10 protein-coding genes and 1 tRNA gene are annotated in these 13,937 nt (G+C 55.8%); 6 read left to right on the forward strand and 5 right to left on the reverse strand.

Annotated elements, in window-relative coordinates; translation table 11 throughout:
- Positions 1 to 33: 33 nt before the first annotated feature.
- The 3 genes from QZ869_RS11175 (at position 34) to QZ869_RS11185 (ending at position 1,606) form a co-directional block, all read left to right on the forward strand.
- Complete coding sequence (locus QZ869_RS11175; protein WP_296018489.1) at positions 34 to 285, forward strand: GlsB/YeaQ/YmgE family stress response membrane protein; 252 nt, start codon at positions 34 to 36, stop codon at positions 283 to 285.
- 162 nt (positions 286 to 447) lie between these two features.
- Positions 448 to 523: transfer RNA gene (locus QZ869_RS11180), tRNA-Lys, on the forward strand.
- An 870-nt stretch (positions 524 to 1,393) separates the two neighbouring features.
- A complete protein-coding gene (locus QZ869_RS11185) occupies positions 1,394 to 1,606 on the forward strand; it encodes a hypothetical protein (protein WP_296018486.1) in 213 nt (70 codons plus the stop codon).
- Between the two features lie 494 nt (positions 1,607 to 2,100).
- Here the strand turns inward: QZ869_RS11185 and QZ869_RS11190 are convergent, their stop codons facing one another.
- Positions 2,101 to 2,352 carry a hypothetical protein gene (locus QZ869_RS11190; RefSeq protein WP_296104579.1) on the reverse strand — a complete coding sequence of 84 codons (252 nt, stop codon included), beginning with the start codon at positions 2,350 to 2,352 and terminating at the stop codon, positions 2,101 to 2,103.
- A gap of 509 nt (positions 2,353 to 2,861) precedes the next feature.
- On the opposite strand from QZ869_RS11190, the gene QZ869_RS11195 reads away from it, so the two are divergent.
- Positions 2,862 to 3,635: an NAD kinase gene (locus QZ869_RS11195; RefSeq protein WP_296104581.1), complete on the forward strand. Its 774-nt coding sequence runs from the start codon at positions 2,862 to 2,864 to the stop codon at positions 3,633 to 3,635.
- A gap of 14 nt (positions 3,636 to 3,649) precedes the next feature.
- Complete coding sequence (locus tag QZ869_RS11200) at positions 3,650 to 4,150, forward strand: hypothetical protein (RefSeq protein ID WP_296018483.1); 501 nt, start codon at positions 3,650 to 3,652, stop codon at positions 4,148 to 4,150.
- 93 nt (positions 4,151 to 4,243) lie between these two features.
- On the opposite strand, the gene QZ869_RS11205 is transcribed toward QZ869_RS11200, so the two are convergent.
- The 4 genes from QZ869_RS11205 to QZ869_RS11220 all read right to left on the reverse strand — a co-directional run bounded on the left by QZ869_RS11205 (position 4,244) and on the right by QZ869_RS11220 (position 10,141).
- Positions 4,244 to 4,708 carry a cysteine hydrolase family protein gene (locus QZ869_RS11205; RefSeq protein WP_296104585.1) on the reverse strand — a complete coding sequence of 155 codons (465 nt, stop codon included), beginning with the start codon at positions 4,706 to 4,708 and terminating at the stop codon, positions 4,244 to 4,246.
- 257 nt (positions 4,709 to 4,965) lie between these two features.
- Positions 4,966 to 6,097, reverse strand: a protein-coding gene (gene prfB / locus QZ869_RS11210) for a peptide chain release factor 2 (RefSeq protein ID WP_296078171.1) whose coding sequence is annotated in 2 segments (ribosomal slippage) — positions 4,966 to 6,027 and positions 6,029 to 6,097 — 1,131 coding nt in all. Because the reading frame shifts where the segments join, the coding sequence is not laid out codon by codon here.
- A 100-nt stretch (positions 6,098 to 6,197) separates the two neighbouring features.
- Entirely contained in the window at positions 6,198 to 8,633 is a 2,436-nt protein-coding gene (locus tag QZ869_RS11215) for a penicillin-binding protein 1A (protein WP_296018476.1), read from the reverse strand.
- Positions 8,634 to 8,971: 338 nt separating this feature from the next.
- Positions 8,972 to 10,141, reverse strand: a complete 1,170-nt coding sequence (locus QZ869_RS11220) for an N-acetylmuramoyl-L-alanine amidase (RefSeq protein WP_296104645.1) — start codon at positions 10,139 to 10,141, stop codon at positions 8,972 to 8,974.
- Between the two features lie 744 nt (positions 10,142 to 10,885).
- Between QZ869_RS11220 and QZ869_RS11225 the strand changes: the two genes are divergently transcribed.
- On the forward strand, positions 10,886 to 13,816 hold the full coding sequence (locus QZ869_RS11225) for an Rne/Rng family ribonuclease (RefSeq protein ID WP_296104588.1): 2,931 nt from the start codon (positions 10,886 to 10,888) through the stop codon (positions 13,814 to 13,816).
- Positions 13,817 to 13,937 lie beyond the last annotated feature (121 nt).

Below are 13,937 nucleotides of genomic sequence, written 5' to 3' on the forward strand. Positions count from 1 at the left end.
CAAGCAAATAGTGTCCATAGATGGAGGGTAATCATGGAAGCAGCAGGTATCGGTTGGCTCGCAGCAATCATCATCGGTGGCATCGCCGGGTGGCTCGCAGAGCAGTTCATGAAGAGCAATATGGGTGTTTTGATGAACATCATCCTCGGGATCGTGGGCGCAGTGATCGCCAACGCCATCCTGTCGGTGTTCGGAATCGTTTTGGGCGGCTGGATTGGCTATCTGATCGCTGGTTTCATCGGCGCCTGCATCCTCATTGCAGTCGCGAGAGCGATAAGGCGCTGAAACGCGTCAAAAAAACTTTCTTTTTAAAAGCCCGGTTTTCCGGGCTTTTTCATTGAAAGAGCATCACTCCCAGAAGAAAAATCGCAATATTTCGTCTTTGGCGCTAGACAAGGGAAATGAACCCCTTTATACGCCCCCTCACACCGCCACACGGTGCCGGTCGGGTGATTAGCTCAGTTGGTAGAGCAGCTGACTCTTAATCAGCGGGTCGTAGGTTCGAGCCCTACATCACCCACCATTCTTTCAAAGGCTTACAGCCTGTTTCTCACACATCAAGTTAGGTATCTGCGCAAGATATAGCGCCTCTCGTGGCGCAGAGAACGCCGTAAACTACGCGCATTACAATCTGTATCGAGTAAGATAGGCGGATACGGTTCAGGCAAGCAAAAAGGCTGCGCGACGCTTGAACACTCTCTCGACAGTTTTGATCGGAGAACGCACGACCCGAAAGTCTCGGCTCGCACACTGGGTTCTAGGGGCGCGGGCAAGACGATAGGCACAGGCTGCACCGCTCCTCTGAGTGAGTCTTCAGACGATTCCTACCGGACTGTGAGCGAGCGCTGGAGGGCTAGAAGGACCTACCGATGCCACAGGACCGAGTGAGCGCCACCCACTCCATCAAAATAGTGCTGCTAGAGCTGCTTCTTCCTAGATGTCCGCAAAGACGTCTTATTCTTGATCATACTCCGGCGCCATGAGACTGTTCACCAATATCGTGTTGTTGCTTGGAGGCGTCGTGGGAACCGGCCTCGTCTCTTTCTTTATAGGAAGGACTGTGGTGCAAGCCGCGACCTTCGGAACCTGTTTCGACGGCGGCTGCGGGTATGGGGCTGTGTTCCTGGCGTTTCCGCTCGTTTGGTTCGTGACCTTCGCGCTCTATCTCATGGCGCTTCTCGTCTGGCGAAAGCGACCCTTCAGGCACAATCGAAAAGATGCATAGTCCTCCCGACTGGTTGACATGCCAGCTAAGATAAAAGAATCTCCCCACGCTGGGGATTCGTCGCTTGATACTGCTTGACGTCGTAACGACGTTCGGCTTCAAAAAGCTAATGAATTTCGCGCATGTTCTGCAATGGGGAGCAGGATATGCGATATAATGGAGTGCTGCATGCGCGCTTTGATCAATCCGCCTTCGCTCACGATCGACACAATGGACTACCAGGCGGAATGCCAGTTCGCTCTCGAGCCTTCCATCAATGGGTTGCTTGAAATAGCCGAAAGTGCTGGCTGGGACCGCCAGCACGCCGCGCTCGCCATCGTGGCGCTCGCAAGCGGTCGGCTTTCTGCGGATAGCTTCACAGAAGAACGCGCTCTTTCCTGACACGAAAACGCTGTCTTTATTAAAAAAAAGGTCCGGCTCTGCCGGGCCTTTTTTCGTTTGCTCGCGAAACCGCCCGCCGCGGTGAGAGCGACGACGAAGATTAGGCCTCAGACTGGAGGGTACGATGATGCTTCGCGTAGACCCACTGAAACGTCTGAACTGGACGATATTGACGAATCATTCAAAAAAGAACATAAAGTGAACAAAGGAGATTTGGATGACGACGTCATAAAGATCGATAGAACAGGCACTTGCGCTCGTAGCGCAATCCAGAAGCTTGAGAGAGCGCGCAGAAGAGCGCCGACGAGACCTCCGCCGAAAGACGGAGATGATGACGACGAAGCCTCTCTACAACTTGAAGAAAAAGAGTAGCCGTCAGCTCACGCTACGGCTTGATTCGTAAGGTCTGGCAAAAGGCGCCGTTCCTTCCAGACTCGAAAAAAGGCCACGCCCGTTCGTCCGTAGCGCGGCCTTTTTGCTTCGGAATCGCACTCTTACTGCATTCTTGCCACTGCGCTTTCTGGTGAGGCAACAGTTGTTTCGGCGTTTCCAGGAAGCCTATCGGTCTTCTTCAACACAAGAGCGGTCTTTTGATACATCTCAGACGGAGCTGAAATGCTCGCTGTCGTGAACTCGCGGTCGATACCGGGCGGCACCGCCGTGGTCTCGATATTTTTGACACAGTCAGCGAAGGCCGTACCGGCAGTAAAAACCAAGGCTGCGGCGGTTATGAGAATTTCCTTCATGTCATTCTCCTCTCGCGGTGATCGACGGTCGATTTTTCTAAAATCAGATCCGTGGACTGTAAATGTGTGCGTCGCGCTGCCGCTCATCGGCAAAGCGTAGTAACGCCAGGCTACGTTCAAGTTTTTACCAGTTTAGATGCACTCTTGATCCCCCTGCGGAAGATCATGGCAACATAAGTTCCAGCAAGCGGCATGATGATCGGCTTATAGGTAGTAGCGGAGGCCTTGTTTGCGGCCTCAAGAACTCTTCGGCGACCGGAAGTACCTTGCGACGTCATGTTACAATCTCCATTGAGCGGAGAGAACGGAGAGAAATTCCTTTTGTTCCAACCGTCGATGGTCCGTCGTTAATATTTAAGGCATGGCTCGCGCCACCGCTTCTCCCGCACCGAAGAAAAACAATTACCAGTCCGTGGAGGTGTGAATCGCGAGTTGGCGCTTGCGGTCCGAAAGAGCTTGTCCATGATGCATTTCTTCATGTACCAGAGAGCATCAATCGGGATGACCGTATGTCGCGCTCAGTATACAAAATTTCCTTCGTTGCATCCCCCGCAGATCATGCGCAGGCAGCAAGAGAAGACCTCATCCGCGAATATGGCAATGCCTCTTTCGAAGAGGCGGAGGTGATCGTCGCACTTGGGGGCGACGGATTTATGCTACAGGTTCTGAACGAGACGATGAACCTTGGAAAGCACGTCTATGGTATGAACCGTGGCTCGGTCGGCTTCCTGATGAATGATTACAGAGTGGGACGGCTGCATGAGCGGATCGAGGTTGCCACCGGCAACGATTTCCACCCCCTTAAAATGACCGCAGTGGACGATACTGGCAATGAAGTTTCGGCACTTGCAATGAATGAGGTCAGCCTATTTCGCCAATCTCACCAAGCCGCAAAGCTTCGCGTCGATATCGATGGCAAGACGAGACTGGAAGAGTTGATCTGCGACGGAGTGATGGTTGCTACGCCTGCGGGTTCAACGGCATATAACTTCTCTGCCCATGGCCCGATCCTGCCTCTCGAATCTCCGCTTCTTGCGCTGACCCCCGTCAGCGCCTTCCGCCCAAGACGCTGGCGCGGTGCGCTGTTACCCAACCAGGTCACGGTGGATATTCATGTCCATGAATTTGAAAAGCGCCCCGTGAACGCAGTTGCTGATCATCGTGAGGTCAAATCCGTTCGCAGCGTCAAAATTGCGCTTTCTCAGGACAGAACGGCAAGAATTCTTTCGGATCCGGATCGTTCCTGGTCTGACCGCATTCTCGCAGAGCAGTTCACCAATTGATAAAGGACGTGACCATGAAAGCTCTTTTTGCGGCAGCGCTCCTGCTTGGCAGCTTCAGTCAGGCCTTCGCTCAAACTCCGGACATTGAAGCCCTGCCCGTCTCGACGATCTTCGTCACCAGCAGCGGCATGTGGGAGCGTGAACCAGCGGATGACGCAGCCAAGCCGAGCGAGCCTGCGCAAAACAACCCGACTGCGCGCGCCGAGCCCACGCGCGGCTATTACAAGGTCGTCGCCATGCGTCAGGGAGACGGTACGGCGAAAATCTACCTCCAACAGATCGCCTACACTGCAGATGGCCCCGCTTTGGTCGATACGCTCGAGCTGGAAGAGTTTACCCAGATGAAAGCTTACGTCACCGACATCCGTCCGGAAAGCTCAGCAGGCGCATCCAGCTTGCCTGGCCTATTCGTCACGGTGCATCTGAAGACCGATCCGGCTCAGAAAGAGCCCGATGCATGGACCATCCTCATCGACGAACTGGGTGACATGAAGATCGAAAAGGCGTCCAATTAGAACGGGTCGCTGTGTCTCGCCCCTTGCCTAAATGCAGCTTAGGACCATAATGGCCGCTTTCGTCACAATCTGTCGGAAATCGATAGAGAGCGCCTAAAGTTCTTCGGGTCCGCTTAGAACTGCGCCGAAATGGTGCTTCCACAGCCTTACACCCAGTGCGCCCGACCGGTCCAGACTGGAGCCAACGGTCAGCCACGGCAAGAGAGTGGGCGAAAGGCCAGCGTCGAATAGACAGAAACCGGCAGCCAGAACGCAAGTATCGGTCTGGATACCACAAACCAAAACCCGATCGAGTTCCAGCGACAGAAGATAGTCGATGGCGTCCCTTGGCGGCGAATAACCATGCTTGACGAAGACTCGATCCGCAGCCACCAGTGACTCATCGTCTTTGGCCGGTTTCCAACCCAATTGCCGTTCAAAGGGTGTGATCTTTTCATCATGCCGCTCGACGCTTGCAATGCTCGGCATTTTCAGAGCAAGAGCCGCGATGTCCTCGACGAGGCGCTGCGGGGGATTAAAGCTCAGTTGAACATCGACGATGTAAAGAGCCTGTCTCAACGTCAATCTCCTGCCAAGTTGTCTGGATCTACCAATGTGCGCCCTGCAAAACTACGGTGCGGCCAAGGCACCATTCGTCCTCACGGAACTCCTAAGACATTTCCGTATCATATAGAACGCTCTAATCGGCTCATCGAGCTTTTCAATATTCCGATCGCCGGGCAGATGGTAGAAAATTGCCAGCCAGATGCCGTAAAAAGACCTCCCGCAGCGTATGCCGCGAGAGGTCATGATCTCATAGCCCTTTAAAGCAACGATCAATCGATATCGGAAACTTCCACTCCCGCGCCGCCGCTGATGCGGTGAGCAAGCGCAGCCTCCATGAACTCGTTGAGATCGCCATCGAGAACGCTGCTTGGCGAGGTGCTTTCCACTCCGGTGCGCAGATCCTTGACCAGCTGATACGGCTGCAGAACGTAGGAGCGGATCTGGTGACCCCAGCCAATATCCGTCTTGGACGCGGCCTGCGCATTGGCGGCCTCTTCGCGCTTTTGCAGCTCGACTTCGTAAAGACGCGACCGCAGCATTTCCCACGCCTTGGCGCGGTTCTTGTGCTGAGACCGCTCCTGCTGGCAGGCAACGGCAATACCGGTAGGAATGTGAGTGATACGCACCGCCGAGTCGGTCGTGTTGACGTGCTGACCGCCGGCGCCGGACGACCGGTAGGTGTCGATACGGCAATCGCTTTCGTTGATGTCGATCTGGATCGAGTCATCCACCACCGGATAGACCCAGATGGAAGAAAACGACGTGTGGCGGCGTGCGTTGCTGTCGTAAGGTGAGATACGCACAAGACGGTGAACCCCGGACTCGGTCTTCATCCAGCCAAAGGCATTATGGCCCTTAACGAGAATTGTCGCAGACTTGATTCCGGCTTCTTCGCCATCATGCACTTCCAGAACTTCGACCTTGAAACCCTGGCGCTCGGCCCAGCGCGTATACATGCGCAGCAGCATGCTCGCCCAATCCTGGCTTTCCGTACCGCCGGCACCGGAATGCACTTCGACATATGTATCGTTGGAATCGGCCTCGCCGGAAAGCATCGCTTCCACCTGACGACGGTTCGCCTCGCTTCTGAGCGCCTTAAGCGCCTCTTCCGCTTCACGTACGATTTCGTCGTCGCCTTCAGCCTCACCCATCTCGATCAACTCGATATTGTCGTTGACCTGCTGCTCGAGCGAGCGAACGCCCGTGATGGATTCGTCCAGTTGCTGGCGTTCGCGCATCAGCTTCTGCGCTTCACCGGCATCGTTCCAGAGGGTCGGATCCTCTGCCTTGTTGTTCAACCAGTCCAGTCGCCTTATCGCCTGGTCCCAGTCAAAGATGCCTCCTCAGCAGGCTTATGGCCTGCTTGATTTCGTCGACTACATTTACGATTTCATTGCGCATTTCGCAGATTCTTCGCCTTTTTAAAAAACTGCCTGGGTGAATAAATGCGAGGGGCGCGGATGTAAAGACCCGCGCCCCTCGACTTCGTACGGAATTGATTTCAGTAAAGTCCGCCGCCGCCGCCAGTGATGGCCTGCTGAGCCTGTGGAGATTCCCGCAAAATGTCTTCCTGCGACATGTTGCCGTCCATACCGATGACATTGAAGCTCGATGCGGGGCCGGTACCCGGCTTGAAGGCTTCCATGATCGTATCAGGCTCGCCTTCCATCGCCGCCATACCCGTCTTGCGGTTGACGGCAACGAAGTTCATGCCGTTCGGCACAATGAACTTGCTGTGCGGCAGGTGCTTGGCAGCCTGCGAGATGAACTCGCCGAAGATTGGTGCTGCAAGCGAGCCGCCCGTACCGCCACGACCAAGCGGTGCCGGGCTATCGAAACCGATGTAAAGCCCGGCAACCAGGTCTGGCGTATAACCGACAAACCAGGCGTCCTTCTCGTCATTGGTAGTGCCGGTCTTGCCTGCAACTGGGAGATCGACCTTGATCTTGCCAGCAGCCGTACCGCGCTGAACGACGCCTTCCATCATCGAGGTGACCTGATAGGCGGTCATCGGATCGAGAACCTGCTCCCGCTTGTCGAGGATGGTCGGCTCGTTCTGATCTTGCCACACCGTCGCGTTACAGCCTTCGCAGGCGCGATCCTCATGGCGGAAAATGGTCTTGCCATAACGATCCTGAATGCGGTCGATCACTGTCGGCTTGATCTGCTTGCCACCATTGGCAATGACCGAATAGGCAGAGACCATACGCATGACGCTGGTTTCACCGGAACCGAGCGACATGGAAAGCAGAGGCGGCATCTTGTCATAGATGCCGAATCTCTCCGCATACTCCGCGACCAGATTCATGCCCATGTCCTGCGCAAGACGCACCGTCATTAGGTTACGCGATTTTTCGATGCCAAGTCGCAGCGTGGATGGGCCGGCAACCTCGCCACCATAGTTCTGCGGCCTCCAGACCTCGCCACCGGATACCACTTCAAGTGGCGCATCCATAATAACGGATGCCGGTGTATAGCCGTTATCGAGTGCTGCTGCGTAGATAAACGGTTTGAAGGACGATCCCGGTTGACGCATGGCCTGCGTGGCGCGGTTGAACTCGGACTGCGCGTAGGAAAAACCGCCGACGATTGCCAGAACACGACCCGTATGCGGGTCCATCACAACCATTCCACCTTGCACTTTCGGTGGCTGACGAAGACGATAGGACGTACCCTGTGCTGCGATGGGCTCGACATAAACGACATCTCCGGGTTTCAGCACTCCGGTCGGAGACTTTGCTGTGCTGCGCTGCCCTTTGGAGTCGCGATAAGCCCACTTCATGTTCTCTGGCTTGATGGAGCCGCGGCTCCCCTTATCAGGGGTGTCGCTGTCGGGATCCGGACGCAGGCCGATATCGACGCCACCGGCACTCGCATCCAGCACCACGGCAAGCCTCCACTCGGGAACGTCGCGCAGAGGTTTCATTTTGGAAAGGAGCGCCGCCCAGTCGCCATTGATGTCGATCTGATCGATCGGGCCATGGAAACCACGGCGCTCATCATAATCGATGAGACCGTCCTGCAGCGCTTTACGCGCTTCCATCTGGATTTCAGGATCGAAAGAGGTGCGCACCGAAAGGCCGCCTTTGAGCAACTTGTCTGCGCCGAACTGATCGACGATCTGGCGACGCACTTCTTCTGCGAAGTAATCCGAACCGGCAAGCTGTGGGCCACTGCGACGGACGTTGACGCCAAGCGGCTGTTGCTTGGCTTCTTCGGCATCCGCCTTGGTAATATAGCCATTCTCGGCCATACGATCGATCACCCAGTTACGGCGCTCGACAGCGGCCTTTTCTCGACGGAAAGGATGATAGTTGGCCGGCCCCTTCGGCAGAGCAGCAAGATAGGCCGTCTCCGCGATGGTCAATTCCGTCACGGACTTGTTGAAATAGGTCAGCGAGGCGCTGGCAATGCCGTATGAGTTCAGACCGAAGAAAATCTCGTTGAGATAAAGCTCGAGGATCTTATCCTTGCTGTAGGCCTGCTCGATACGGAAGGAGAGAATGGCCTCCTTGGCCTTACGCTCCATCGTCTGCTCGTTCGTCAACAGAAAGTTCTTCGCCACCTGCTGGGTAATCGTCGAACCGCCTTGCGTCGGTCCGCCTGTTACATAAGCGAGTGCCGCACGCGCGAAACCAGTCACGTCTATGCCGGGATGCTGATAGAAATTCTTGTCTTCCGCCGAAAGGAAGGCAGCCTTCACCCGGTCAGGAATGGCCTGGATCGGCAGGAACAGGCGCCGCTGTTCCGCATATTCCGTCATGAGCGCGCCATTGCCGGCGTGGACACGCGTCGTCACCGGCGGTTCGTAGCTGTTCAGAACCGCATAGTCAGGCAAGTCCTTCGTTATCGTCACCAGGTAAATGGCAACGCCAGCAGCGACCACGAGAAAAAGCGTGCTTGCCAAGCCGAAGAAATATCCAATCAGTCTGATCATATGAGGCTACCGATACTTCGAATCGCACTTTGCGCCTGCCCGTAGGCGCGCAAATTTATATGGAGCGTGCCGTTTTGCACACCGCTTAACCGATGACAAGTCGCGGATATTACCATTCGCGTTCATGTTACCGGGAGATGGAGTTCGCGCAACGAGTAAAGAGCCCGCTACCATACCGAATCCATCTATCGCAGTAACGCGGGGAATGTGAGTAAAATAGGGCTCTTGCTGACAAATCCCGCAGCTTTAGGGTTGCTAGACGTCGCTTTCCAGCTACCGTCACAAAAGCAACACAGCCATGCAGGACTGGCCCGCCGGGTAGACTGACCCATCAGCGATCAACCACCATTGGCAAGAGCCTGAGCGCGATATTTGGTGACCGCTTCCGACAACCTCTCGGCCACCTTGTCGCGCCATTTCTCATCAAGAAGAAGCTTCTCATCTTCCGGATTTGAAAGGAAGCCGAGTTCGACGAGGACCGAAGGGACATCATGCGCACGCAGAACCTGGAAACCCGCATAACGATGGGGATTGTTGATCAGCCCCACCTGCCCCTCGAATGAGGAGACTATATTCTCCGCAAGCGTTACCGAAAAAGCTTGAGTTTCTCTCCGCGTCAGATCGAGCAGGATATCGGCGACCTCTGGCTGCGCGTTTGAGACCGTCACACCTGCAATTTGATCGGAGAGGTTTTCGCGCTCCGCCAGATTCTGCGCCATTCTGTCAGAAGCCCTGTCAGAGATTGTGTAGACTGTGGCACCTCGAATGCCCTTCTGGCTCAGTGTGTCGGCATGAACCGAAACGAAAAGATTGGCGCTGTGCTGGCGAGCAATGGTGACGCGCTCGGAAAGCGCCAGAAACGTATCGTCATCTCGGGTCAGGAACGCTTTTATACCGGCAATCTTGTTCAGACGATCTGCCAGTTGCTTGGCAAAGGCCAAGGTGATGACCTTTTCGTCCGTTCCGCTGACCCCCCCTGTGGCGCCCGCATCGATACCGCCGTGACCGGCATCAACCGCAATAACGAAATCGGACTGCCGTGGTGATTTTTCGATGATATCCGGCGTGACGGATGCGGTTGTGGCAGGCGCCAGCGATTGCCAGTCCTGTTGCTTCAAAAGTTCCCCAAACTTCTGTTTGGAAGCAATTTCCGTATCGAGAACGAAACGGAACAGCTTGCCATCCTCTTCCGCTTCAACCTTGGCAATCGCAACCTGGACCGGCTTTCGGGCCGTCAGCACCAGCCGCGCACTCCCCTCGCCCATACTGCCGAAACGGATATCGCTGAAGAGGCCCGTGGGTTTCAACTCATGGGCAGGAAAGGCAAAGTTGACCGCTGGCATGTCGATCACGACACGCACTGGCGAATCCAGATAGTGAACCTCAAACTCGGGTTCGGCGTTGAAATCGAGAACGACGCGTGTGCGAGCCTCATCGCCAATGATACGCGCGGCCTTCGCGACAAACTCAGGTGCGGCATGAACGTGAATGCTCGACATAAACGTCATCAGCAGAGCCGGAACAACAACACCCGCATAACGAGTGATTCGTGGGAGAATGCTCTCCCGGTTCAATTCTGCCACCGTAGCCAGCCAATTTTTCATCGTCGTCAATATCTTTAAATTTTCATCGTTTCGCACGAACTTTGCCGGCTAGTTAGACAAAACGCGCATTTCCTCGGATAAGAATGACCCTACTTGAGCCCTGGGGCAACATTCGCAAGCCTTGATGAAGCAATTCTTAACTGCGAAATTCCATCAATGATATGGCATATTTAGCCTGCCTATTGCTATTGTGACGGATAAACCATACAACACGATTGAGGGTTAAAAATGTTGACGGGATAGATTCCCGCCGGCTGCCAATCGAGAATGACTCTGGCGCTGAATTACGGGCAATCATCTGCCGTCGCTTCATTTTTATCCTGAAACTGGATCAATCCGGCCGCGGCCGGAGACATACCCGGTGGCATGCCACCGATCGCTCTGTGGAGAGCATTTTCATCGGACTCTAAGGAGTCTATTTATTATAGTCGTTCTAGCTTGGACAATGATGTCGTTGCAGCAGCTTTCATACGAACCGGACACAGGAAGCAGGCAAATTGCCCTGTACGTTGTCCGGATGCTGCCAGTTTACATGCGTCGGGCAGGACACTTCATTTCCGGCACACCCTTGAAAAAATATGAAAGGCCTGTCCCTGCGGCAGGCCTGTTCTCGTATGGGACAAGGCTGCGCCGAGGAGCACAGCTTACATGGCAGACAAAATGCTTATCGACGCCTCCCACGAAGAGGAGACGCGCGTAGTCGTTGTTCGCGGAAATCGCATAGAAGAATTCGATTTCGAGTCCGAACATAAGAAGCAGATACGCGGCAATATTTATCTGGCAAAAGTGACGCGCGTCGAACCGTCGCTTCAGGCAGCTTTCGTTGATTACGGCGGCAATCGTCACGGATTTCTGGCCTTCGCCGAAATTCACCCCGACTATTACCAGATCCCTCTGGCCGACAGGCAAGCGCTTCTGAAGGCGGAAGCCGAGGAGCATCGCCGCGGCGATGACTTCGAGCCGGCCGATGCGCCCAACGGGCCTGCTATCGATCTCTCCAAGGCGGACCAGCCGGATATCGGCATCGTTCCGGCAGCTGAGGAAAAGGCCGAAGAAGCCGCGGCGTCCGAAGACGTCGTAGTCGCGGAAGAGACCATCGCCGTTGCGGAAGAAGCGATTGCCGAAGAGCAGTCTGCGGAAGAAGAAAAGCCAAAGAAGCGCACCCGTCGTCCCCGTGCGAAGAAAAAGACCGACGCCGAAGAGGCTTCTGCCGAAGCGCCGGCCGATGAAGCCTCCGACGAGGACGGCTCCAAGGGCGGCGAAATGGCGGCCATGGTCGACACGGACACGATTTCCGAGGACGTTGAACGCGTCGGCGATGATGATGATGACGACGACGACGATCATCATGAGAAGGAGGTCATCGAGTCTGTCGGCGCTGAAGACGCGATGGAAGAAGTTCCAGACCGCGCCATGCGCAAGCCGCGCAAGCAATATCGTATCCAGGAAGTCATCAAGCGCCGCCAGATCCTGCTTGTGCAGGTTGCCAAGGAAGAACGCGGCAACAAGGGTGCTGCGCTGACGACTTACCTGTCGCTCGCCGGACGTTATTCCGTTCTGATGCCAAACACGGCACGTGGTGGTGGAATTTCGCGCAAAATCACACAGCCTGCAGACCGCAAGCGCCTGAAGGAGATTGCCCGCGATCTCGAGGTTCCGAACGGCATGGGCGTTATTCTGCGCACCGCTGGCGCCAACCGCACACGCGTCGAAATTAAGCGCGACTTCGAATATCTAATGCGACTGTGGGAGAACGTCCGCACACTGACGCTGAACTCTACGGCACCTTGCCTCGTCTATGAGGAAGGCTCGCTGATCAAGCGTTCGATCCGCGACCTCTACAACAAGGACATCAGCGAAATCATCGTTTCCGGTGAGGAAGGCTATCGCGAAGCGAAAGACTTCATGAAGATGCTGATGCCGAGCCACGCCAAAGTGGTTCAGCCCTACCGCGACATTCATCCGATCTTCTCGCGCTCCGGTATCGAAGCGCAGCTCGACCGCATGCTTCAGCCGCAGGTCACGCTGAAATCCGGTGGCTATCTGATCATCAATCAGACCGAAGCCCTGGTTTCGATCGACGTGAACTCCGGTCGCTCGACCCGCGAACATTCGATCGAAGAAACGGCACTCGCAACCAATCTCGAGGCTGCAGAAGAAGTTGCCCGTCAGCTTCGACTGCGTGACCTTGCCGGTCTGGTCGTCATCGACTTCATCGACATGGAAGAGAAGCGTAATAATCGCTCTGTCGAAAAGAAGCTGAAGGATTGCCTGAAAAACGATCGCGCTCGCATTCAAGTCGGCCGCATCTCGCATTTCGGTCTTCTTGAAATGTCGCGCCAGCGCATCCGCGCTTCGGTGCTCGAATCCACCACTCAGATCTGCTCGCATTGCGGCGGCACGGGCCATGTGCGCTCGGAATCCTCCATCGCGCTTCACGTTCTGCGTGGTGTTGAGGAATACCTGCTGCGCAACACGACGCACAACATCACGGTTCGCACAACGCCTGAAACGGCGCTCTACCTGCTCAACCACAAGCGTGGCACGATCGTTGATTATGAAGAGCGCTTCGGCGTCGCAATCATCATCGCAGCAGATGCCAGCGTCGGTGCCCAGCACTTCGCCATTGACCGTGGTGAGGCCGTCGAAAACCCAGTGAAAATCGAAAGCCTTCTGCAAGCCCTTCCAACCTTCGAAGAAGACGAGGACGATATCGTCATCGAAGCCGAGGAAGAAGAAGACGAAGAAGAAGTCGTAGCAAAGGCTCAGAACAACGAGCCTCGGCAGCCTCAAGCTGAGAACGGCGAAGACGGCAAGCGCAAGCGCAAGCGCCGCCGCCGCCGTCGTGGAAAGGGCAACGGCCAGAACGGCGACGTTCAGGCTGATGCCAATGACGACACATCCGGCGAAGGCGATGACGAGGATGGCGACGATGCCTCCGAAGATCAAGCTGAGGCTATTGAAGCACGTGGCGAAGGCGACAATGCTGGCCAGGACGAGGGCAAGCGCAAGCGTCGTCGTCGCGGCAAGCGTGGCGGTCGTCGCAACCGCGACGAAAACGGTGAACTGCTGGATGCCGAAAATGGTGACGGCGATCAGGATGGTTCTGATGACGGCGTTGAAGATGGTGAAGCTGCTGCTGTTGAAGGCGTAGAGCCGACCGCCGCTGTCGAGGCGAGCGAAGCCGAAGCGCCTGAGGTTGAAGAGGCTGAAAAGCCGAAGAAGCCACGCCGTACCCGCAAGGCCAAGGAAAAGACTGAAGCGGTTGCCGAGGCGAAGGTTGAGGCAGGAGCTCCCGCCGCTCAGACAGCCGTTACAGACGCCGCCCCTGCTCCGCACGAAGCACCCGCGGCCGAAGCAACTGCAGTGCCGTCACCTGCTCCACAGGCTGCTGAACCTGCTGTCGAACCGGCTCGAGAAGAAGCGGACGACGCTGCAAAGCCAGCCCGCGCCAACCGCGGCGATAACGTTTCCTCGTCCGAGCCCGTTGTCACCTCGTCCGGTAAGAGCGACAACGCCGATGGCGAAGAACCGAAGCCGCGCAAGGGCGGCTGGTGGCAGCGTAAAGGCTTTTTCTAAGCCTTGAAGCACACGCAGTAGAATCGAGACCCCGAGATTGGAGAGCCAATCTCGGGGTTTTTCGTTTGATGGCGACAAAATTCTGCGGTGTCCAAGGCGAGATCAGGCCGATGTCATCGAG

Origin of the sequence: uncultured Agrobacterium sp., from assembly GCF_913777885.1 — a bacterium.
Lineage (GTDB): Bacteria > Pseudomonadota > Alphaproteobacteria > Rhizobiales > Rhizobiaceae > Agrobacterium.